Consider the following 22,934-nt stretch of genomic DNA (forward strand, 5'->3'; position numbering starts at 1 on the left):
CCTCTAGTTCGTGCGGGGCATCAGGCCTTCGGCGGCCGCGACCGAGGCCTCGACGCCCAGGGTGACGGCCGGTTCCGGCGTGATCTTGAACAGGGGCGAATGGTGGCCGGCGGCCTGTTCCAGCTCGGCCTCGGGCGTGCCGCCGACGCTGAAATAGACGCCCTTCACCCCGGTCTCGGGCTGGACGAAATAGGCGAAGTCCTCGGCCCCCATGCCGCCGCGCGGCGTGTCGCGCAGCACGTCAGGGCCGAAGGTCGAGGCGAAGATGTCGCGCACCCGCTGGGCGGTCTCGCGGTCATTGATGGTCGCCGGCGTGGTCTCGGTCGCCGAGCGGGTCACGACGGGCAGCCGGTCCTCGGGCACGTTCAGGGCCAGGGCTGTGTTGCGGGCCACCCGGTCGATCCCGTCCAGCAGGGTCGTGCGAACCTCGGGGCTGTCGGCGCGGACGGTCAGTTGCAGATCGACCTGTTCGGGAATGATATTGTGCTTGATCCCCCCGTGGATCGATCCGACGGTGACCACCGCCCCCTCCAGCGGATTGACCTCGCGGCTGCGCAGGGTCTGGAGCGAGACCACGATCTGGGACGCGACCAGCACCGGATCGACCCCCATGTGCGGATAGGCGCCGTGCGTGCCCACGCCGCGCACCGCGATATCGACGCTGTCCGAACTGGACGAGGTGATGTCCAGCGGGGCCTCGATCTTGCCGGTCGGGGTGTCGGCCGAGACGTGGAAGGCCAGGGCGTAGTCCGGCTTGGGGAAGCGGGAATAGAGGCCGTCCTCCATCATGGCCCGGGCGCCGAAGATCCGTTCTTCCGCCGGCTGGCCGATCAGGACCAGGGCGCCGGACCAGTTGGCCTTGCGCGCAGCCATCTGACGCGCCGTGCCGACCAGGGCGGTGATGTGCACATCATGGCCGCAGGCGTGCATGACCGGCTTTTCGACCCCGTCGGCGTCCAGCTGGCGCGCCGTCGAGGCGTTGGCCAGGCCCGAGCGTTCCTGAAGCGGCAGGCCGTCCATGTCGGCGCGGATCATGACCGTGGGCCCGTCGCCGTTCTTCAGCACGGCGACCACGCCCGTGCCGCCGACGCCGGTCGTGACCTCATAGCCGAGGGCCGTCAGCTCGCGCGCCAGCCGCGCCGAGGTCTGGACCTCCTGCCCCGACAGTTCGGGATTGCGGTGGAACCAGTCGAACAGGGTCGCGAGATTGGCGTCATAATCCGCCTTCACCGCCGCCTTCAGACCGGCGTCCTGCGCCAGGGCGGGCGTTACCGCCGCCAGGGCCAGAGCCATCGCCGCCGTCGTCAATATCGCGCGTTTCATGTTCGATCCCCCAAGTCCCCGCAGAGACCTTAGACCGGGATCGCCGCGAGGCAAGGGGCGCCCCATTGAGGTTTGCTCACGAGGGGCGGAGGAGGGCGCTGATGCGCGCCGCCGCATTGGCGGCGCCGTCCTGGGCGCGGACCTGAGGGGCGACCGCCTCGGCGCGGGCCGAAACCAGCGGATCCTCCGCCAGCGCGCGAAGGGCCACAGCGACCGTCTCAGACCTGTAGCGAGGTCGCGCCAGCGACCGACCGCAGCCCAGCCGAACCACGCGGGCGGCGTTGTCATACTGGTCGCCGAGGTGAGGCACGACCAGTTGCGGGCGACCGCTGCTCAGGGCCTGATGGACGGTGCCGATCCCGCCCTGATGCACGATCGCCGCCGCGCGGGGGAACAGAAGGGAGAAGGGGGCGTAGGCCGCAACATGGATGCCGGGGTCGGCTTCGGCCAAGGTTCGGTCGCCGTCGGGACCAACCAGCAGGACGGCGCGACGGCCTAGTCGGCGGGCGGCCTTCAGGCTCTCGACATAGAAATCGCCCGGAATGTTCACCGCCGCGCTGCCGAGGGTGAAGACCAGCGGCGGAGGCCCGGCCTTCAGGAAGGCCTCTAGCTCGGGAGAAAGGGCGGAGGGCGCGCCGGTCTCGCTGTCATAGGCGGCGTAGCCGACGACGTCGAAGTTGGGAGCGGCGTCGGCTTGGCGGGGGCTCAGCAGGGGCGAATAGAGGCCCAGATACAGGTCCGCCGAACGGCCTGCGTCGAAGACGATGTTGTCCTTGGTCTGCGGCAGAGCCAGCGAGGCGCGGATGGCGTTCATCGGCGCGGTCCAGCGGGCCGTGCTCATGCGACCGAGCGTCCTGGTGAGATCATTCAGCCAGAGTTGAGGCCCGCTGGTCGCCGGTTTCAGCCAGGGCGCGGCGGGAAGGAAGGGCGGGTCGTAACGCGAGAAGACCATTGTCGGCTGGAGCGACACGGCCACGGAGGGAATGCGCCAATGCTCGGCCGCAAACTGCGCCCCGATGGCGAGGGTGGAGCCCACGACGGCGGCGGCGCCCTCGGTGACGGCGATCAGCTGTCGGGCGGCGTCTTCGGCCCGAGGCAGCAGGATGTCGCCGAACAGGAAGCGATCAGACTTGGCGATGGCGGCGGTCAGGGCCGACAGGTCCATGCCGGTGTCGCGCGTCAGGTCGGCGATGCTGGGGCCGACCTGATGAAAGGTCAGACCCGCAGCCTCGATCTTGTCGCGGTAGTCGACCGCCGTGGCGATCCCGACGTCATGGCCGAGCGACTGCAGGGCGCGGCCCAGGGCGATGAAGGGATGCAGGTCCCCGAGGGAGCCGCCGGTCGCGAGAACGATGCGACCGGCGGCCTCCATCAGGCGTAGTCCTGGATCGGCCGGACATCCAGGTCACCGGCCTTGATGGCGCCGATGGCCTGGGCGGCGGCCAGGGCGCCGGCGGTGGTGGTGTAGTAGGGGATCTTCATCATCAGGGCGGTGCGGCGCAGGCTGAAGCTGTCCTGAAGCGACTGTTTGCCCGAGGTGGTGTTGAAGACCAGGTGGACCTCGCCGTTCTTCATGGCGTCGACGATGTGCGGGCGGCCTTCCAGCACCTTCTTGACCAGGCCGACATCGATGCCTTGGGTGGCCAGATAGTCGCGGGTGCCGCTGGTGGCGATGATGGAGAAGCCTTCGGACAGCAGGGTCTTCACCGCATCGACGATGAAGGGCTTGTCGTCCTCCTTGACCGAGACGAAGGCGCAGCCGGCGGTGGGCAGGGTGGTGCCGCCGCCGATCTGGGACTTGGCGAAGGCGCGGGCGAAGGCGGGGGCCATGTCGGCCTCGCCCTCACGCTTCCAGTCCAGGCCCATGACCTCGCCGGTCGAGCGCATTTCCGGGCCCAGGATGGTGTCCACCCCGGCGAAGCGGGCGAAGGGGAAGACGGCTTCCTTGACCGCGATATGGTCATAGGGCTTGTCGGTCAGGCCGAAGGATTTCAGCGGCACGCCGGCCATGACCTTGGCGGCGATCGAGGCGATCGGCTGGCCGATGGTCTTGGCCACGAAGGGCGCCGTGCGGGACGCGCGCGGGTTGACCTCGAGCACGAAGATGCGCGGGTTCTCGCTGTGCGGCTCTTCGATCGCGAACTGGACGTTCATCAGGCCGCGGACCTTCAGGGCCTTGGCCATTTCGGTGGTCTGGCGCTTCAGCTCGGCCACCGTCTCGGCCGACAGGGACCAGGGCGGCATGGAGCAGGCGCTGTCGCCCGAGTGGACGCCGGCTTCCTCGATATGCTCCAGCACGCCGGCGACGAAGACCGTCTCGTCGTCGCACAGGGCGTCCACGTCCACCTCGGTGGCGCGGTTCAGATAGTGGTCGATCAGGACGGGGTCGGAGCCCGAGACGCGCATGGCCTCGTGGACGTAACGGTCCAGCTGCTCGCGGTCGTGGACGATCATCATGCCGCGGCCGCCCAGGACGTAGGAGGGTCGCAGCACGACGGGATAGCCGACCTCTTCCGCCTTCTGCGCGGCCTCTTCGGCGCTGCGGGCCAGGCCGTTGGGCGGCTGTTTCAGGCCGATGGCCTCCAGCATCTGCTGGAAGCGCTCGCGGTCCTCGGCCAGGTCGATGGAGTCGACGCTGGTGCCCAGGACGGGGATATTGTCCTCTTGCAGAGCGTGGGCCAGCTTCAGCGGGGTCTGGCCGCCGAACTGGACGACGCAGCCGATCAGGTCGCCGTTCGAACGCTCGACCTCGATCAGCTCCAGCACGTCCTCGGCCGTCAGGGGCTCGAAATACAGGCGGTCGGAGGTGTCGTAGTCGGTCGAGACGGTCTCGGGGTTGCAGTTGACCATGATCGACTCGACGCCGATGTCGTCGAAGGCGAAGGCCGCATGGCAGCAGCAGTAGTCGAACTCGATCCCCTGGCCGATCCGGTTCGGACCGCCGCCCAGGATGATGGCCTTCTTCTTGTCCGACGGCTGGGACTCGCACTCGGGGATCTGGCCCAGGGCGCCGGTCTCATAGGTCGAATACATATAGGCGGTGGCGCTGGCGAACTCGGCCGCGCAGGTGTCGATCCGCTTGAAGACGGGGCGGACGTTCAGGCCGCGACGGGCGGCTCGGACGGATTTTTCGGTCTGGCCCGTCAGGGCGGCCAGACGGGCGTCGGAGAAGCCCTTGGCCTTCAGGCGACGGAACTCGGTCGGGTCGGTCGGCAGGCCCTTGACCCGGACATGGCCTTCCTCGCGCACGATGTCGGCGATCTGGCGCAGGAACCAGGGCTCATAGGAACAGGCGGCGTTGACCTCTTCCACCGTCAGGCCGTGGCGGAAGGCCTGGGCGATGACGCGGATGCGGTCGGGGGTGGGGATGCCCAGGGCGCGGACCACGGCGGCGCGGGCGGCGCCGGCGTCCTCGACGTCAGCGACGCCTTCGATCTCGATCTCGTCGAAGCCGGACAGGCCGGTCTCAAGCCCGCGAAGGGCTTTCTGCATCGATTCCTGGAAGGTGCGGCCGATGGCCATGACCTCGCCGACCGACTTCATCGAGGTGCCCAGCAGGGGCTCCGAGCCGGGGTATTTCTCGAAGGCGAAGCGCGGGATCTTGGTGACGACATAGTCGATGCTCGGCTCGAAGCTGGCCGGCGTGACCTGGGTGATGTCGTTCTGCAGTTCGTCCAGGGTGTAGCCGACGGCCAGACGGGCCGCGACCTTGGCGATGGGGAAGCCGGTGGCCTTGGACGCCAGGGCCGAGGAGCGCGACACGCGCGGGTTCATCTCGATCACGACCATGCGGCCGTCCTTGGGGTTGATCGCCCACTGGACGTTCGAACCGCCGGTCTCGACGCCGATCTCGCGCAGGACGTTGATCGAGCCGGTCCGCATCCGCTGATATTCCTTGTCGGTCAGCGTCAGGGCGGGGGCGACGGTGATGGAGTCGCCCGTATGGACGCCCATCGGGTCGATGTTCTCGATCGAGCAGATGATGATGCAGTTGTCCGCCGTGTCGCGGACGACCTCCATCTCATATTCCTTCCAGCCCAGCACCGATTCCTCGATCAGGACCTCGGTGGTCGGCGACAGGTCGAGGCCGCGCAGCACGATCTCCTCGAACTCCTCGCGGTTGAAGGCGATGCCGCCGCCGGTGCCGGCGAGCGTAAAGGACGGGCGGATGACGGCGGGCAGGCCGACGTACTCCAGCCCCTCCAGGGCCTCTTCCATCGAGTGGGCGGCCTTGGAGCGGGGCGATTCCAGGCCCAACTTGTCCATGGCGTCGCGGAATTTCTGGCGATCCTCGGCCTTGTCGATGACCTCGGCTTTCGCGCCGATCATCTCGACGCCGTACTTCTTCAGCGCGCCGGACGCATCCAGGGCCAGGGCGGTGTTCAGCGCGGTCTGGCCGCCCATGGTGGGCAGAAGCGCGTCGGGGCGTTCCTTGGCGATGATCTTCTCGACCATCTCGGGCGTGATCGGCTCGATATAGGTGGCGTCGGCCACCTCGGGGTCGGTCATGATGGTGGCGGGGTTCGAGTTGACCAGGATGACCCGGTACCCCTCGGCCTTCAGCGCCTTGCAGGCCTGGACGCCGGAATAGTCGAACTCGCACGCCTGGCCGATGACGATCGGGCCGGCGCCGATGATGAGGATGGATTTTATGTCTGTGCGCTTGGGCATCGCCAGCTCTTCTTCTTATTGAACGCTAATGGGTCACGACCGCGCATTCCCAGCCGTCGTACTCCAGCTGGAAGGCTGCGGCCCAGGTCTGCATCATGGACGAGACGGGAGCGAAACTCTCCGCATCGACGGCCATGGTGGTCTCGAGAATCGTCATGTCGCCGTCGCCGCGCGCGATGAAGCCGGCGCGCCGCGCCACCTCGCACAGGTCGCCATGGGCGTCTTCGTCGCCGAGGAAGAAGAACAGCGTGTGGCGCGGAGTCACGCCGCTGTCGCCCTGTTCGGCCAGCGCCGCACGCACCATGGCGTCGCGTTCGTCATGACTGATGTCCGAGGCGTCCAAGGGGCGACCTGATCCTTCGTAGTTTGCGCGCGCGTAGCCGCCGCAGGGCGTCGCCATGCGGAGCTCGCGTCGGGTTGTCGGTTAAGCGGCCCGTTTAGAGAGGGAGGGGCGGGGGGGCAACTGGAAACATCAAGCGGCGCCATATCGCCAGATTTGCGCGATCTGGACACAAAGACGCCACGAACCGACCCGCGCTTCAGCGATCCACGTTATGAGTGATCATTTGTGACCGTTATGTTGCTTGATGGTCACATTCAGGGCTTGGATGGGGCGATGCAAAGGCTCTAGGGTTCGCCACCCAAACTTGCGTCCCCCACGTGAGTATTAATGCGCAGCTTGTTCAAGGCTGCGGCTTGATGACTTTGAGAGGTCTCGCTTTGACATATCGTCGTTCTCGGTTGCTGGCAGGCAGCATGCTGTCTGCATTCGGTCTAATGGCGGCACTTCCTGCCGTTGCTCAACAAACGTCGGTCGATCAGGAAGCCGTCACGGTTGACGAGATCGTGGTCACCGGATCGCGAATTCCGCGCCCGAACCTGGAACAGCCGACCCCCGTTTCGACGGTGTCGCGCGAGGCCATCGATAACGCCGGCACCCAAAATCTGGGCGACATCCTGGCCCAACTGCCCGCGCTGAGCGCGAACGCGACGGTTCGCGGCAATTCCGACAGCTTCGGGGACGCCGGCGGCCTGAACTTCGCAAACCTGCGCAGCCTGGGCGCCTCGCGCACCCTGACCCTGGTGGACGGCAAGCGCCACGTCGGCGGCGACGCCGGTAATGCGGCCGTGGACCTGAACGCCATCCCCGCAGCCCTGGTGGACCGGGTCGAAGTCATCACCGGCGGCGCTTCGGCCGTCTATGGCTCGGACGCCGTCAGCGGCGTGGTCAACATCATCCTGAAGGACGACTACGAAGGCGGCGAGATGACCGCCCAGTACGGCGGCGCCCAATCGGGTGACGGCAAGGCGTGGTCGGTCAACGGTGTTTATGGCCGCAACTTCATGGATGGTCGCCTCAACCTGACGGCGACGGCCTTCTACGATCACTCCGACCAGGTTCTTGCGTCCGACATCAAGGCGATCAAGAACTGGGGCACTATCCTCAATCCGGCCGACACGGGCCCTAACGACGGCATCCCGAACCGCTTCCTGGTTCCCAATGTGCTGACCGATTTCCTCGACGAGAACGGCGTGATTCTTGACGCCAATACGGGTGGAATCATCAGCGCCCTGACTCGCGACGGTCGCCCTGTGCCGCAACAACCGCGCCTTGGAACCAACAGCGCCGCCTTCGGCCAGTTCGCGGACTGCGAAACCTGCGCCTCGCTGGACGACTACGTCGTGCTGGTGCCCAAGACCGACCGCTATGGCGCGAACTTCCGGGGTCGCTTCGACATCACGGACAACGTCACGGCCTATGTCGACGCCAAATACGTGCGTTCCGAAATCGAAGACTTTGTCCAGCCGTCCTTCACCTTCGGAGAATACCTGATCGAGGCCGACAACGCCTTCATCACGCCCGATATCGCAAGCGTCGTCGCCGGCCGCGACATCACCTTCGGCCGCTTCAACGAGGACATCGGCGTCCGCACCACCGACATCACCCGCGAGACCTATCGGGGCGTCGCTGGACTGAAGGGCAAGTTCGAGACCGGCCTGGCCGATTTCGGCTGGGATCTGTCGTACAACTACGGTGAGACTCAGAACACCTTCAAGAGCACGGGCAGCACCATCCCCGGCAACTACGCCGCCGCTATCGATGCGGTTCGCGCGCCGGACGGCTCGATCCAGTGCCGCGTCAACGTGCCATCGGCTCAAGGTGCGGATTATGAAGCGCCGGCCGGCATGACCGGCGACGCCTGCGTGCCGTTCAACGTGTTCGGCCGTCAGAACAGCGCCGCGGCGATCGACTATGTCAGCCACGACGCGACCCGAACCCATACCATCACGCAGGAAGTGGTCTCGGGTCTGTTCAACTTCGACACTTCGAAGTTCTTCAACCTGCCGGGCGGACCTCTGGCCTTCGCCGGTGGCTTCGAATACCGCAAGGAAACCAGCGAAAATCTCAACGACCCGTTCATCAAGTCGGGCCTGTCCGACAGTGCGCCGCAGCCTGACGCCTATGGCGAGTTCGACGTCACCGAAGGCTTCCTGGAGTTCAACGCGCCGCTGCTGGCCGACATGCCGTTCGCCTATCGTCTGTCGATCGACGGCGCCTATCGCTACGCCGACTATTCGACCGTCGGCGGCGCGGAGGCCTGGAAAGTCGGCGGTGTCTATGCGCCGGTTCGCGACATCACCTTCCGTGGCACCTATTCGCGTGCGGTTCGTGCGCCGAACATCACCGAGGCCTTCCTGCCGGCGACGGCGGGCTTCTTCTCGGTTACTGATCCTTGCGACGTCGACAACATCCAACTTGACCCGGATCGCGTCGCCAACTGCGCTGCAGCGGGCGTGCCGACGGGCTTCAGCTCGAACACCAATGCGTCGATCGAGGGTGTTTCCAGCGGCAACCCCAACCTCGACGCTGAAGAGGCCGAGAGCTGGACGGCGGGCGTCGTGCTTCAGCCGCGTTGGATGCCGGGCTTCAGCTTCACGGCCGACTACTATGATATCCAGATCGACAAGGCGATCGCGCTGATCGAGGCTCAAGACATCATCGACAACTGCTACGACGCCAGCGGCGGGTTGGACGGCAACTTCTGCTCGCTGTTCACGCGCGGCGCCGACGGCAACATCGACTCGGTCTCCACGACCTTCGTGAACGCCGCCGCGCTGACGACCAAGGGCTGGGACTTCGAGGTGGCCTACACCAAGAACCTGGAGCAACTGGCCGAAGATCATCCGCAGATGTTCGGCGGCCTGCGTGGCCGCATCACGGCCCAGCTGACGGCGAACTATCTGGAAGAGCTGAACTTCTTCGCCTTCGCCGATCGTCCTGACGAGATCGACAACAACAAGGGCGAGATCGGCAATCCGGAGTGGTCGTTCAAGTCGCGCGTTGGATACGTCAACGGTCCGCTGTCCCTGAGCTGGGAAGCCAGCTTCCAGGACGAGGTCGCGCGCTTCGAAACCACCCCGACCCCGGGCGTCAGCGGACCTGAACGCGTCTATCCGTCCTACGTCCGGGCCCAGATGTACCATGATTTCACTGTCCGGTACGCCTTCGACAACGTGCCCTATACGCGCGGTTTCGAAGTGTTCGGCGGCGTCAAGAACGCCTTCGACAACACCCTGCCTTACGGCTTGAGCGGCAACGGTGAATCGTCGGCCTACGACCTCTATGGTCGTCAGTTCTTCGGCGGCATCCGCGCCCGCTTCTAAGTCGAAGCCAAGACTGAAATGGAAAGGGCGGCTCGAAAGAGCCGCCCTTTTTCTATGCGCCGGCCACGGCCGCAATCCAATCCGGCAGTTCCCCGATCCGGCTCAGCGAGACATAACGCGGCTCGTTCACCGGGGCGTCGGCCAGTTCGTGGGCCCAGGTGACGTGGTAGGGGATGTGGACGCCGAAGGCCCCGGCGGCGATGGCGGGCAGGACGTCGGACTTCATCGAATTGCCGGCCATGACGGCCTCGGCCGCGCCGGTGCCGTGGCGGGCGAAGACGCGGTCGTAGGTGGCCCGGTCCTTTTCGGAGACGATCTCGACCGCCGCGAACCGGTCGCCCAGGCCTGACGCCGCCAGTTTGCGCTCCTGGTCCAGCAGATCGCCCTTGGTGATCAGGACCAAGCGGTAGTGTTCGGCCAGTTCGGAGACCACCTCGTCCACGCCGGGCAGGGTCTCGACCGGATGGGCCAGCATTTCACGGCCGGCGGCCAGGATCTCGCGCACGACCTCCGGCGGGGCGCCGCCGTCGCACAGCTCCATCGCCGTCTCGATCATCGACAGGGTGAAGCCCTTCACGCCGTAGCCGTAGAGGCGCAGGTTGCGTTGCTCGGTTTCGGCCAGGCGCGCCTCGATGGTCGCGGCGTCGCCGTGATCGTCCAGCAGGTCGACGAACCGCGCATGGGTCAGGCGGAAGATCGTCTCGTTGTGCCAGAGGGTGTCGTCGGCATCGAGGCCGACCGTGGTGATGTTCATGCCGCGCCCCTATCATGGGACGAAACGCGAGGGGAGACGGGATGAACGGATCGGCGGTGGTGATCGGGGCGACGGGCGGCCTCGGCCGGGCCCTGGTCGATCGCCTGATCGTGGAGGGCAAGCACCAGACCGTCTGGGCGATATCGCGAACCGGGGAAGAGGTCGCGGGCGCACAGGCCCTGGCGGCCGACCTGGAGGAGGAGGCCAGTCTGGCGGAGGCGGCGCGGCGAATCGGCCAGGGCGCGGCGCCGACGCTGATCGTGCTGGCGACGGGCGTGCTGCATGACGGGTTCCAGCCCGAACGGAGCCTGAGGCAGCTCGAGGCGGATCACATGCTGAGGGACTATCGCGTCAACGCCGTGGGGCCGGCGCTGGCGGCGAAACACCTGCTGCCGCTGACGCCGCGCGACCGACGGGCGGTGTTCGCGGCCCTGTCGGCGCGGGTGGGGTCGATCGGCGACAACCGGTTGGGCGGATGGCACAGCTATCGGGCGTCCAAGGCGGCGCTGAACATGATCCTGCGCAATCTGGCGATCGAGATGGCGCGCAGTCATCCGATGGCCGTGATCGCGGGCCTGCATCCCGGCACGGTGGATACAGGCCTGAGCGCGCCGTTCCAGAAAGGGGTGGCGGAGGGGCGGCTGTTCACGCCCGACTATTCCGCCGAACGGCTGCTGGCGGTCATGGCGGGGCTGACGCCGGCCGACAGCGGCGGGGTGTTCGCCTGGGACGGGGCGCGTATTCCCGAATAACGCATATTCGTGACTTGAGGACGGGACCGGTCTTGCGTCACATGGCTGGCATGTCCGTCAAAGGTTCCGCCCGGCTTTTCAGCCTCTTGTTGCTCAGCTTGCCGCTTTGCGGCGGGCCGACGGCCCTGGCTTACGCCGAGACCCCGGCGGCGGTCGTGGCCGCGCCCAGCCGCGAGCGGGCGCGGATGAACCAGCGGGTGTTCGACACGGTCTGGAGCGAGGTGCGGCGCGGCTATTACGATCCTGATCTGCATGGAGTGGACTGGGGCGCGGCCCGCGACCGGTTCCGGCCCCAGGCCCTGGCGGCGGCCGACGACCGGGCGCTGTACCGGGTCGTCAATACGATGCTGGACCTGCTGGACGACGGCCATGCCGGCGCCAGCCCGCCGGCCGCCGTGCGCCGCCAGGACGCCCAGTATGCGCGCCGGGCCGTCATGGGCATGACCCTGATGCGGGGCGAGGATCCCGACCTGTGGACGGTGGAGCGGGTGCGCGACGGCTCTCCGGCCCAGGCGGCGGGGGTGCAACTGGGCTGGACCCTGGACAGCGTCGACGGCCGGCCCTGGGGACCGGACGTGGAGGTGCAGGAGGGGACGCCGGTCCATCTGGTTCTGACGGACGAGACCGGGATGCGCCGCGACACCATCCTGACCCCGCAGCTGATGGACGGGCCGCAGCCGTTCACGGCCGACAAGTCCCGGCCGGGGGTTCTGGTGCTGACGGTGGAGCAGTTCGATGCGGGACTGGGGCGCTGGCTGGGCGGCGAGTTGGACGGCCTGCCGTCGGATGTGGACGTGATCCTGGACCTGAGAGCCAATCCCGGCGGCCGGCTGTGGGAGGCCGAGTCGGTGTTGACCTGTTTCCTGCCCCGCGATCAGGTCTGGGCGACGCGGACCGGACGGAACGGGCAGCCCGTGACCCTGCGGGCTTCAGGCGATTGCGGCGACCGCAGCGCGCCGGTGGCCAATCCGGTCGCGGTCCTGGTGGACCGGGGCAGCCGCAGCGCGGCCGAACTGACGCCCGCCGCCCTGCAGGAGGCCGGGCGGGGCATAGTGGTGGGCGAGAAGACCATCGGCTCGGTCCTGATCGCCCAGGAGACGGACCTGCCGGACGGGGGCAAGCTGACGCTGAGCCGGGCGAACTTCGTCACGGCGGGCGGGGTGCGGCTGGAGAAACGCGGCGTCACCCCGGACATCGCGGCGCCCCGCACCGTGAGCCAGCGCCGCGCGGGCGAGGACCCGACGCTGGAGGCGGCCATCGCCGCGCTCCAGGCGCAGGGAGCGGACCGGGTCCGGTCGGCCGACCAGCCCGCCGGCCTTTAGATCAGCAACACTTGAAGGCGCCCGAGCCGCCGAAGCGACGCTGTTCGTGCAGGCGGAAGAAGGCGATCTTGTCCAGCGGGGGCTGGTCGGGGTGGGTCGTGGCCGCGTGGCGGACATAGGCGTCGTAGTCGGGCTGGCCGATCATGGCCCCCGCCGTCCGCTTGACGCCGCGACCCCACCGCAAGGCGGTGTCGCGGCACAGGCAGAGCAGGTCGTCCGGCGTGGCGGCGGGAGCCGGCCCGGACTGGAGCCCGGACTTAGGCACGGGCGATATCCGCCGCGTCGTCGGACGCCGTCAGCTCGTGCGCCTCGGGATATTCGCGCACGGTCGGCCGGTTGCTGCGATAGGCCTTTAGGCAGGCCAGGACGCCGTAGACCACCATGGTCACGACCACGAACAGGAAGGCCGCCGTCAGCGTCGAGTTGACGTAGTCGTTGACGATGATGCGGTGCATGTCGCCCACGGTCTTGGCCGGGGCGATCAGTTCGCCGGCGCCCAGAGCCTCCTGGTACTTGCGGGCGTGGGCCAGGAAGCCGATGCGGACCTCGGGGTGGAACAGCTTCTGCAGGCCCGCCGTCAGGGTGCAGATCAGCAGCCAGGTCGCCGGGACGACCATGACCCAGGCGAACTTCTCGCGCTTCATCTTGAACAGGACGACCGTGCCCAGGATCAGGGCGATGGCGGCCAGCATCTGGTTGGCGATGCCGAACAGGGGCCACAGGCTGTTGATGCCGCCCAGGGGATCGACGACGCCGGTGTAGAGGAAATAGCCCCACAGGCCGACCGTCAGGGCGGTGGCGACGACATTGGCGCCCCAGGACTTGGTCTCGCGCATCTTCGGCACGGCCACGCCCAGCAGGTCCTGGATCATGAAGCGGCAGACGCGGGTGCCGGCGTCGACCGTGGTCAGGATGAACAGGGCCTCGAACAGGATGGCGAAGTGGTACCAGAAGGCCATCATGGCCTTGCCGCCGATCACGCCCGACAGGATGTGGGCCATGCCGACGGCCAGGGTCGGGGCGCCGCCCGCGCGCGACAGGATCGAGTGCTCGCCCACGTCGCGGGCCAGTTGCTCCAGCTCGCCGGGGGTGATGTGGAAGCCCCACTGGGCCACGGCGGCGGCGGCCGAGACCGCATCATTGCCGATGATGGCGACCGGGCTGTTCATGGCGAAATAGACGGCCGGGTCCAGCACCGTGGCGGCGATCAGGGCCATGACGGCGACGAAGCTTTCGCACAGCATGGCGCCATAGCCGATCAGCGGAATCTGGCTCTCGTTCTCCAGCAGCTTGGGCGTGGTGCCCGACGAGATCAGGGCGTGGAAGCCCGAGACGGCGCCGCAGGCGATGGTGATGAACAGGAAGGGGAACAGCGCGCCGGCGAAGACCGGGCCGGTGCCGTCGATGAAGGGGGTGACGGCCGGCATCTGCAGGTGTGGACGCACGATCAGTATGCCGATGGCCAGGGCGACGATGGCCCCGATCTTCAGGAAGGTCGACAGATAGTCGCGCGGGGCCAGCAGCAGCCAGACCGGAATGACCGAGGCGATGAAGCCATAGACCATCATCAGTATGGCCAGGGTCGGGCCGGTCAGGGTGAAGGCCGGGCCCCAGAACGGGTCGGCCGCGACATGGCCGCCGCCGATGATGGCCAGGATCAGCAGGACCACGCCGATGACCGAGACCTCGCCCACGCGGCCGGGCCGCAGATAGCGGGTGTACAGGCCCATGAAGATGGCGATGGGGATGGTGGCGGCGACGGTGAAGGTTCCCCACGGGCTCTCGGCCAGGGCCTTGACCACGACCAGGGCCAGGACGGCCAGGATGATGACCATGATCATCAGCACGCCGACCTGGGCGATGATGCCGGGGATATTGCCCATCTCGGTGCGGATCATGTCGCCCAGCGACTTGCCGTCGCGCCGGGTGGACATGAACAGGACCATCATGTCCTGCACCGCACCGGCCAGCACCGCCCCGACCAGGATCCACAGCACGCCGGGCAGATAGCCCATCTGGGCCGCCAGCACCGGCCCGACCAGCGGGCCCGCGCCGGCGATAGCCGCGAAGTGGTGGCCGAACAGGACGTTCCTGGGCGTCGGCACATAGTCGAGGCCGTCGTCGCGACGGACGGCGGGTGTCGGGCGCGAGGGCTGCAGCTGCATGACCTTGTTGGCCAGGAAGCGGCTGTAGAAGCGATAGGCGATGGCGTAGGTGCAGACCGCCGCCACCACCATCCAGACCGCGCTGATGCTCTCCCCCTGGTGCAGGGCGATGACGCCGAGGGAGACGGCCCCCAGAATGGCGATGACGCCGAAGATGATAGGGGTGCTGAGTTTGCCCACGAAAATACTCCTGCCTGACCGCCTGGCGGTCACTCAACGCCTGTTTGCACGACAAGCTTCCGCAAGGCCAATCGACTAAAGTCGTAGGCGGCCGAGCGGCGGCCGTTTCAGACCCTGTGCCCGAAAAACAGGGTCTGAATAGTCTGAATAGTCTGAAATCGACCGAACCGCGTTCGCCGTCGTGCCCGTTCTCCTGCGCGACGCCTATCACGTCCCGACGTCGGAATTGGACGCAGACACCCCCGTGCATTCCGCCCGATCCCTTGCTAAGCGCATCGGATGATCGCTCGCCTTCGCCCCGTCCCGTTCGACCTCGGTCCCGTCCATTTCGTCGGCATCGGCGGCATAGGCATGAGCGGCATCGCCGAGATCATGCTGAAGATCGGCTATTCGGTTCAGGGCTCGGACGCCAAGGCCAGCGCCAACACCGAACGGCTGGAGAAGCTGGGCGCGCGGATCTTCATCGGTCACGACGCCGCTCACGTCAGCGAGGGCGTGTCGGCCGTGGTCTATTCGACGGCGGTCAAGGCCGACAATCCGGAGATGAAGGCCGCCCGCGAGCGCCGCATCCCCCTGGTGCGCCGGGCCGAGATGCTGGCCGAACTGATGCGTCTGCAATTCTCGATCGCGGTCGGGGGCACCCACGGCAAGACCACGACGACCTCGATGGTCGCGGCCCTGCTGGATGCGGCCGGTCTGGACCCGACGGTGGTCAACGGCGGCATCATCAACGCCTATGGCACCAACGCCAAGGTCGGCGACGGCGACTGGATCGTGGTCGAGGCGGACGAGAGCGACGGCAGTTTCCTGCGACTGAAATCGACGGTCGCCATTGTGACCAATATCGACCCGGAACATCTGGACCATTACGGCGACTTCGACGCCGTGCGGAAGGCCTTCGTCGATTTCGTCGAGAACATCCCCTTCTATGGTTTCGCCGCCGTCTGCCTGGACCACCCCGAGGTGCAGAAGCTGGTCGCCTCCATCGATAACCGGCGGCTGGTCACGTATGGGACCAATCCCCAGGCCATGGTGCGGGCCGACAACTGCCAGATGGGGCCGGACGGCGCCCGCTTCGACGTCGTGATCCAGAACGGCGAGACCCACCGGATCGAGAACCTGCACCTGCCGATGGCCGGCTGGCACAATGTCTCCAACGCCCTGGCCGCCATCGCCGTGGCGCGCGAGCTGGACGTGTCCGACGAGGCGATCCGCGAGGGTCTGGCCGGCTTCGGCGGGGTCAAGCGCCGCTTCACCACCACCGGCGTCGTCAACGGCGTGCGCATCGTCGACGACTACGGCCACCATCCGGTCGAGATCGTCGCCGTGCTGAAGGCCGCGCGCCAGGTGACTGAGGGCCGGGTCATCGCCGTGGTCCAGCCGCACCGCTACACCCGGCTGCGCGACCTGATGAACGAGTTCTCGACCGCCTTTTCCGACGCCGACAGCGTGATCGTCGCCGACGTCTATCCGGCCGGGGAACAGCCGATCGAAGGGGTGGACAAGCACGCCCTGACCGACGGCATCCGCCGCTATGGCCACCGCCATGTCCAGGCGCTGGAGAACGCCGCCGTCCTGCCGCGCCTGATCAAGGAAGAGGCCAAACCGGGCGATGTGGTCGTGCTGCTGGGCGCCGGCGACATCACCAGCTGGGCCTATGGCCTGCCGGCGCAGCTGGAGGCGTTGGGGTGAGGCTCGGCTTGTCCGGGGGGTTCGAAAGTATATATTATGGCGTGACGGTATATCCCTGGAGGATGTCGTGGCGCTTTATGTGAAGGACCCGGAAGTCGATCAGATGGCTGAACGCCTCAGCCGCATCGGAGGGATCAGCAAGACGGAGGCGGTGCGCCGCGCGCTGCGCCGTCAGTTGGAGCAGGTCGAGACGCCGTCCGACTTTGTCGAGCGCGGCCTTGCCTTCACCCGCGCTCTAATAGCTCGGGGCGACCTCGCCGAGGGCCAGCCGGTGGACAAGGCTTGGATCGACAGCCTCTATGAGGACGACTGATGTTCGTGGACGCTTCGGCGCTTACGGCCATCCTGACCGACGAGGACGACGCGCGGCTACTCTATGCGCGCCTGGAAGCCTATCGTCTTCGGACGACGTCGCCCCTGGCCGTCTGGGAGGCGGTCCTCGCGGTCGCGCGTCGGCTGAAACTGGACATCACCGACAGCGAAGCCGCCGTTGAGGCGTTCTTGAAGACCTTCAATATCGAGGTGGTCGCCATTCACGCCGAGGTGCGACACGAGGCGATCCGCGCCCACGTCCGATACGGCAAGGGCCGTCACCCGGCGGCATTGAATTTCGGCGACTGTTTCGCCTATGCCTGCGCCCGCCACGCGCGGTCGCCCCTGCTGTACAAGGGCGACGACTTTTCCCGGACCGACATCGAAGCCGCATGACCGAGATCACCCTTCCCCCCGTTCGCGGCAAGCTTCTGCGGGACGAACCGCTCGGCCCCTACACTTGGTTCCGCGTCGGCGGCGCGGCTGAGGCCCTGTTCATTCCGGCGGACGCCGAAGATCTGGCTGATTTCCTGAAGGCGCTGGACCCGTCCGTCCCCGTGACGGTGCTGGGCGTCGGGTCGAACGTCATTGTGCGCGACGGCGGGGTCGAGGGGGTGGTGATCCGTCTGGCGGGCCGGCCTTGGGCGCTGGTGACGACGGACGGCGACACGATCACGGCCGGCGCCGGTGCGCTGGACTCCATGGTGGCCAAGGCGAGCGCCAAGGCGGGGCTGGCGGGGCTGGAATTCTACGCCGGCATTCCGGGCACGGTCGGCGGGGCGCTGACCATGAACGCCGGTTGCTACGGATCGGAGACCAAGGATGTTCTGGTCTCGGCCTGGGGCCTGACGCGGTCTGGCGAGCGGGTCGACTACGCTCTGGCCGACTTCGGCTACACCTATCGCCATTCGCAGGCGCCGGCCGACATCATCTGGGTCGAGGCCGTCTATCGCGGAACGCCGGACGATCCCGCCGCCGTCCAGGCCCGCATCACCGAGATCACCAGCCGCCGCGAAACCACCCAGCCGATCCGCGAAAAGACCGGCGGTTCGACCTTCAAGAATCCGCCCGGCCATTCGTCGTGGAAACTGGTCGACGAGGCCGGCTGGCGCGGCAGACTGCACGTGGAGACCGGGGGAGGGGCCATGTTCAGCGACCTCCATTCCAACTTCATGATCAACCCCGGCGAGGCCACCGCCGCCGACATCGAAGGCCTGGGCGAGGCGGTGCGCGCCGACGTCCTGGCGAAGACCGGCGTTCAACTGGACTGGGAGATCAAGCGGATCGGCCGGCCTCTGTCGTAAATCTGAGATTGATTGACGGGGCGACTTAGCGTTAGCGGAACGGGACTCGGGGGAGAACCGCAGATGAAACGCTTAATCGCCGCCGTGGGCGTCTTGGCCGCCGTGGCCGGTCCGGCTCAGGCTCAACTCGTCACGCGCGCGCCCGTCGGCGCGGCCGTCGGCAGCGAAGGGCCCCGTGTCGACATCACGCGATCCAGCGCCGGTTACGCCTATTTCAACCGCGCGGGCGCGGACATCGACCAGCACGACGCCGCCGTCCGCGCCTGTGTGGTCGAGGCGCGGCGGATGCGCCAGCCTGACGACAACGGAGCGGCGGGCGCTGCGGCGGCTGGGGGCCTGTTGGGCGCCCTGGTCGTCGGCGTCATCCAGGGCGCCGTCAACGGCATGCAGGAACGGCGGGGCGTCGCCGCCAATCTGGAAAACTGCATGGTCGTCAACGGCTGGCGCGTCGTGCGGCTGGAAGAGGCAGACGGCAAGACCCTGGCGGACTTGGAGCAGCCGGCCCTGCGCGCCGCACTGGCGACCCGCGTCGGCGCCGATCAGCCCGCAGGCGAGGTGGTTCGGGTCTACGACAATGACGCCGCACGCGGCACGACGGTGGTGATCGGTCGTTCGGGCGACCTCGACAAGCCGTCCCTCAGCCTCCAGTCCCTGGCGCCGGACACGACCGAGCCCGCTGCCGCGCGGAAGGGCCCCGAGGCGCCGCGCAGCGCCCGCCCCCCGCGCGCCCTGAAGCCCGAGGATGTCGCCCTGACCGAGGGGAGCGCCCTTGTGACCGTTCGGTTGACCGGAATGGCGGAGCAGGGCGGACGCACCCTGTTCTTCACCCGCGCGGGGCCGCGACCCGACGTCTATGGCTGGGAGGCCGACGGCCGGCCGGCGCTGTTCGCCGTCGCCTTGCCGACCCGTGGCGCGGTGCGCGGCGACCGCACGCGCGCCGTGACCCAGACCTTCTCCGTGCCGCCCGGCCGCTGGCGGCTCAGCGCCCTGAATGTCGGACAGTACATCACCCACTTCTGCCTCGGCGCCACCGGCTTCGACGTCAGGGACGGTGAGGCGGTCTACGCCGGCGCCTTTGACCTGTCGGGCGAGCGGCTGGCGCCGGACATGCGCGTGCCGGACGACCTGCTGGCGCCGTCGGCGCCCGCCGCCACGGCCGGAGTGCGCCATAGGGCGGCCGAATGGTCCTATGGCGACCGGGAACAGTGCCAGGGCGCCTATCTCTACGCCCTGGACGTGACTCCCGCCCCAGCGTCGCCTGCGCCTTCGGTCACGGTCGAAGCGACGCCGGTCGTCGTGGTGGAAACATCCCCAGCCGAGGCTTCGCAATGATGTCCGAGCCCGTTTGGTTGACGCGCTGTTAAGAACCTGCGCGGCATCCAGACAGCTCTGGAGCCGCCGATGACCCGCGCAATCAAAGACCTTCATGTCGCCGTCCTGATGGGCGGTCTTTCCGCCGAGCGGGAGGTGTCGCTGACCTCCGGCGAACAGTGCGCGCAGGCGCTGGAGCGGCAGGGCGTGCGCGTCAGCCGCGTGGATGCGGGCCGCGACCTGGCCAATGTGCTGTCGGGTCTGATCAAGCCGGACGTGGTGCTGAACTGCCTGCATGGGGCCTGGGGCGAGGACGGCTGCGTCCAGGGCGTGCTCGAGACCCTGCGGATCCCCTATACTCATTCCGGCGTCCTGGCCTCGGCCCTGGCCATGGACAAGAACAAGTCCAAGGCCGTGCTGAAGGCGGCGGGCGTCAAGGTTCCAGGCGGGGGTCTGTACGACCGGCATGAGGTGGCGGCGCGCCACGTGATCGAGCCCCCCTATGTGGTCAAGCCCAACGCCGAAGGCTCGTCCGTCGGCGTCTATCTGGTTAGCGAGGGCGCCAATCGGCCGGTCGCCGAGGTGGGCGAGCCCGGCTGGGCCTATGGCGAACAGGTGATGGTCGAACCCTATATCGCCGGCAAGGAGCTGGCCGTCGCCGTGATCGGCTATGCGGACGGGCCGCGCGCCCTCACCGTGACCGACATCACCCCGACCAAGGGCTTCTACGACTACGAGGCCAAGTATGCGCCCGGCGGTTCGGTCCATGTCCTGCCCGCCGTCCTGCCGCCCGCCGTGTTCGAGGCGGCCCTGCGTCAGGCGGAGGCGGCGCACGTCGCCATGGGTTGCCGAGGCGTGTCCAGAAGCGACTTCCGTTATGACGATGTTAAGGACGATCTGGTTCTGTTGGAGGTCAACACTCAGCCGGGCATGACGCCGACCTCGCTCGCTCCCGAGCAGGCCGCCCATACCGGAATGAGCTACGAAGACCTGGTTCGGTGGATGGTGGAGGACGCCTCATGCCCGCGGTAGTTCGCGGCGGTCGGCGACAGAGTTCGGGTTCCTCGCGTGGCGTCGCCTCCAAGAAGGGCGGGCGGCCGCGCGGCGGCGCGCCCAAGCCCGCGTCCGCCATCCCCGGCAAGATGGCCGCCATCGGCCGTATCGATGTTTCATCCCGCACCGTCATGATCGCCCTGGGCGCCAGCGCCCTGCTGGTGATCGGGGTTCTGGCGACCGGCGCCCGCGCCGAACGGATCGGCCAGTCGGTTTCGCACGGGATCGACGGGGTGACGGCGGGCATGGGGCTGACGCTGAAACGGGTTCATATCACCGGCGCCTCGGCCGAGGCCGAGCCGGCGATCCAGCAGGCCCTGGGCCTGTATTCCGGCCAGCCGATCACCAGCCTGGACCTGAACGCCATCCGCGAACGCGTGCAGGGCGTCGGCTGGGTGCGCGAGGCGCGCGTGGTGCGCCTGTTGCCCGACACCCTGATCGTCGAGATCAAGGAACATGATCGTCTGGCCGTCTGGCAGGACGCCGGCCAGATCAAGGTCATCGACGCCCAGGGCCAGGTGATCCAGGGCGCCGACGCGCGCCGCTATCCGACACTGCCCCTGGTCGTCGGCAAGGGCGCCGACCTGGCCGCCGGCGAGGTCCTGCCCCTGCTGGCCCAGCGCCCGCGCCTGATGAGCCGGGTGGACGCCCTGGTGCGGGTGGACGAACGCCGTTGGGACCTGCGCCTGAAGGACGGCAGCCTGATCCAGCTGCCCGCCGTCGAACAGGAGGCGGCCCTGATCCGTCTCGACGCGCTGGATCAGCGCGAACGCCTGCTCGACCTGGGCTTCGCCCGGGTCGATCTCAGAACGCCGGACGAGGTCGCCGTGCGACCCGCCGCCGACGCTTAAAGGACCAGTACGACATGTCGGGCAAGCAGCGCGGATCGGCGAATGACCAGGGCCGGGGCATGGACCCCCGCGCCGGCCGCGCCCCCGTGATCGCCGCCCTGGACATCGGCCAGTCCAAGGTCTCGTGCTTCATCATGAAGCCGGACGGCGTGCGTCACGCCGACCGCACCATCCGCGTCGCCGGCGCCAGCCATGTCCAGTCCAAGGGCGTGAAGGGCGGCGCCATCATCAATATGGACGAGGCCGCCCAGGCCATCGGCCACGCCGTCGAACGCGCCGAGCGTGCGGCCCAGAGCCCCGTCTCCGGCGTCGTCGTCACCACCGCCATCGGCCAGATGGCCAGCCACCGGGTCCAGGCCCGGGTGTCCCTGGGCGCCAATCCGGTCGGGGACGCCGATCTGGCGCGCGCCATCGGCATGGCCCTGGCCCAGATCCGTCTGCCCAACCGCCGCCCGATCCACGTCCTGCCCATCGCCTGGTCGGTCGACGGCGCGCGCGGCGTCCATGATCCGCGTTCGATGCGCGGGGGTTCTCTGGGGCTCGACCTGCTGGTCGTCTCCATGGCCGAGAATGTCTTCACCACCCTGAGCCACTGTCTCGAGCTGGCGCACCTGGACCTGCAGGGCGTGGCCGCCGCGCCCGTCGTCTCGTCCCTGGCCGCGCTGGAAGAGGACGAGATGGACCTGGGCGCCGTCTGCATCGACATGGGCGGCGGCTCGACCAGCGCCGCCGTCTGGGGCGGCCGGTCCCTGCTGCACATCGAAAGCCTGAACGTCGGCGGCGACCACGTCACGTCGGACATCGCGCGCGGCCTGTCGACGTCCAAGGCCGGCGCCGAACGGCTGAAGACCCTGCACGGCTCGGCCATGGCCAGCGCCAACGAGGACCGCGAGATGCTGGAGGCCCCGCCGCGCGGCGAGGACGCCTCGGCCGGCCCGGTCATCGTCCCGCGCGCCATGCTGAAGACGGTCATCGCGCCGCGCGTGGAAGAGACGCTGGAACTGCTGCGCGACCGGCTGAAGAACGCCGGCGTGGGCCTGGAGCCCGGCGCGGGCCTGGTCCTGACCGGCGGCGCCAGCCAACTGAACGGGGTGCGGGAGCTGGCTGTGCGGGTGTTCGACCGCCCGGTCCGCCTGGGCAAGCCCCAACGGGCGCCCCATTTGGCCGACGCCGCCTCCGGTCCGGCCTTCTGCGCCACCGCCGGAGTCCTGCTGCGCGCCGCCTACGGCCCGCGCGAAGCCGTGTCGGCCAGGAAGCTTATGGCGCGGCAGATCACGGCGGCGGACGCGCCGAAAATCCATCGCGGGAATGTGGTGGGGCGTGTCGCGGGCTGGTTGCGCGACAACCTATGAAAACGGGTGGTGTCGCTATCAGAACTGGGCTTTCGCAGCAATACAGCGACCATCGAGAGCTTTGCGCCGTTGACCATTGGCGATCAGTATCTTCATGATCTATCCTTGGCTTAAACTTGGGAAAACAGCTTCGGCATTGGCGCGCGTGATCTCACGCCCGTCTCCAAGTGTGCAATGTGCTCGACAGCGAGCCGCTCCTTGTGCACTAACTGCGTGGGCGTTTATG

General features: G+C 67.8%; 18 protein-coding genes. 11 read left to right on the top strand and 7 right to left on the bottom strand.

What is annotated here, in order from left to right; translation table 11 throughout:
• Positions 1-3 precede the first annotated feature (3 nt).
• From ACP7CK_RS01030 to ACP7CK_RS01045, 4 genes are all read right to left on the bottom strand, one after another.
• The gene (locus ACP7CK_RS01030) at positions 4-1,323 is read right to left on the bottom strand and encodes an amidohydrolase (RefSeq protein WP_426024863.1); all 1,320 of its coding nucleotides are present in this window, start codon (positions 1,321-1,323) and stop codon (positions 4-6) included.
• Between the two features lie 76 nt (positions 1,324-1,399).
• Complete coding sequence (locus ACP7CK_RS01035; RefSeq protein WP_426024864.1) at positions 1,400-2,695, bottom strand: glycosyltransferase; 1,296 nt, start codon at positions 2,693-2,695, stop codon at positions 1,400-1,402.
• Positions 2,695-5,994 (bottom strand): carbamoyl-phosphate synthase large subunit, encoded by a 3,300-nt coding sequence (carB, locus tag ACP7CK_RS01040; protein WP_426024865.1) that lies wholly within the window; start codon positions 5,992-5,994, stop codon positions 2,695-2,697. Before carB ends, ACP7CK_RS01035 begins: the two co-directional genes overlap by 1 nt.
• A gap of 25 nt (positions 5,995-6,019) precedes the next feature.
• The gene (locus ACP7CK_RS01045; RefSeq protein WP_271164329.1) at positions 6,020-6,394 is read right to left on the bottom strand and encodes a ribonuclease E inhibitor RraB; all 375 of its coding nucleotides are present in this window, start codon (positions 6,392-6,394) and stop codon (positions 6,020-6,022) included.
• 377 nt (positions 6,395-6,771) lie between these two features.
• Here ACP7CK_RS01045 and ACP7CK_RS01050 point away from each other — a divergent pair, with 377 nt between their 5' ends.
• Positions 6,772-9,660, top strand: coding sequence for a TonB-dependent receptor domain-containing protein (locus ACP7CK_RS01050; protein WP_426024866.1), 2,889 nt, complete (start codon positions 6,772-6,774; stop codon positions 9,658-9,660).
• 52 nt (positions 9,661-9,712) lie between these two features.
• Here ACP7CK_RS01050 and ACP7CK_RS01055 read toward each other — a convergent pair whose 3' ends face one another.
• Entirely contained in the window at positions 9,713-10,414 is a 702-nt protein-coding gene (locus ACP7CK_RS01055) for an HAD family hydrolase (protein WP_426024867.1), read from the bottom strand.
• Between the two features lie 41 nt (positions 10,415-10,455).
• Between ACP7CK_RS01055 and ACP7CK_RS01060 the strand changes: the two genes are divergently transcribed.
• Positions 10,456-11,166, top strand: coding sequence for an SDR family NAD(P)-dependent oxidoreductase (locus tag ACP7CK_RS01060; protein WP_426024868.1), 711 nt, complete (start codon positions 10,456-10,458; stop codon positions 11,164-11,166).
• A 50-nt stretch (positions 11,167-11,216) separates the two neighbouring features.
• Positions 11,217-12,488, top strand: coding sequence for a S41 family peptidase (locus ACP7CK_RS01065; RefSeq protein ID WP_426024869.1), 1,272 nt, complete (start codon positions 11,217-11,219; stop codon positions 12,486-12,488).
• Position 12,489: 1 nt separating this feature from the next.
• Here the strand turns inward: ACP7CK_RS01065 and ACP7CK_RS01070 are convergent, their stop codons facing one another.
• Entirely contained in the window at positions 12,490-12,753 is a 264-nt protein-coding gene (locus tag ACP7CK_RS01070; protein ID WP_369733635.1) for a YbdD/YjiX family protein, read from the bottom strand.
• Positions 12,746-14,833, bottom strand: coding sequence for a carbon starvation CstA family protein (locus ACP7CK_RS01075; RefSeq protein WP_426024870.1), 2,088 nt, complete (start codon positions 14,831-14,833; stop codon positions 12,746-12,748). The genes ACP7CK_RS01070 and ACP7CK_RS01075 overlap by 8 nt, the downstream gene beginning before the upstream one ends.
• A 279-nt stretch (positions 14,834-15,112) precedes the next feature.
• On the opposite strand from ACP7CK_RS01075, the gene murC reads away from it, so the two are divergent.
• From murC to ftsA, 8 genes are all read left to right on the top strand, one after another.
• On the top strand, positions 15,113-16,525 hold the full coding sequence (gene murC, locus ACP7CK_RS01080; protein WP_292150262.1) for a UDP-N-acetylmuramate--L-alanine ligase: 1,413 nt from the start codon (positions 15,113-15,115) through the stop codon (positions 16,523-16,525).
• A gap of 67 nt (positions 16,526-16,592) precedes the next feature.
• Positions 16,593-16,838 (top strand): type II toxin-antitoxin system VapB family antitoxin, encoded by a 246-nt coding sequence (locus ACP7CK_RS01085; RefSeq protein ID WP_292150264.1) that lies wholly within the window; start codon positions 16,593-16,595, stop codon positions 16,836-16,838.
• On the top strand, positions 16,838-17,233 hold the full coding sequence (locus tag ACP7CK_RS01090) for a type II toxin-antitoxin system VapC family toxin (protein ID WP_426024871.1): 396 nt from the start codon (positions 16,838-16,840) through the stop codon (positions 17,231-17,233). Before ACP7CK_RS01085 ends, ACP7CK_RS01090 begins: the two co-directional genes overlap by 1 nt.
• Positions 17,230-18,141 carry a UDP-N-acetylmuramate dehydrogenase gene (gene murB / locus ACP7CK_RS01095; protein ID WP_426024872.1) on the top strand — a complete coding sequence of 304 codons (912 nt, stop codon included), beginning with the start codon at positions 17,230-17,232 and terminating at the stop codon, positions 18,139-18,141. The genes ACP7CK_RS01090 and murB overlap by 4 nt, the downstream gene beginning before the upstream one ends.
• Positions 18,142-18,204: 63 nt before the next feature.
• Complete coding sequence (locus ACP7CK_RS01100) at positions 18,205-19,473, top strand: hypothetical protein (protein WP_008259308.1); 1,269 nt, start codon at positions 18,205-18,207, stop codon at positions 19,471-19,473.
• A gap of 69 nt (positions 19,474-19,542) precedes the next feature.
• Entirely contained in the window at positions 19,543-20,484 is a 942-nt protein-coding gene (locus ACP7CK_RS01105) for a D-alanine--D-alanine ligase (RefSeq protein WP_426024873.1), read from the top strand.
• Positions 20,472-21,356 carry a cell division protein FtsQ/DivIB gene (locus ACP7CK_RS01110; protein ID WP_426024874.1) on the top strand — a complete coding sequence of 295 codons (885 nt, stop codon included), beginning with the start codon at positions 20,472-20,474 and terminating at the stop codon, positions 21,354-21,356. The genes ACP7CK_RS01105 and ACP7CK_RS01110 overlap by 13 nt, the downstream gene beginning before the upstream one ends.
• 59 nt (positions 21,357-21,415) lie before the next feature.
• Entirely contained in the window at positions 21,416-22,708 is a 1,293-nt protein-coding gene (gene ftsA, locus ACP7CK_RS01115) for a cell division protein FtsA (protein WP_183198498.1), read from the top strand.
• Positions 22,709-22,934 lie beyond the last annotated feature (226 nt).

Source organism: Brevundimonas sp. TSRC1-1 (genome assembly GCF_049898245.1).
Classification (GTDB): Bacteria; Pseudomonadota; Alphaproteobacteria; order Caulobacterales; family Caulobacteraceae; genus Brevundimonas; species Brevundimonas mediterranea_A.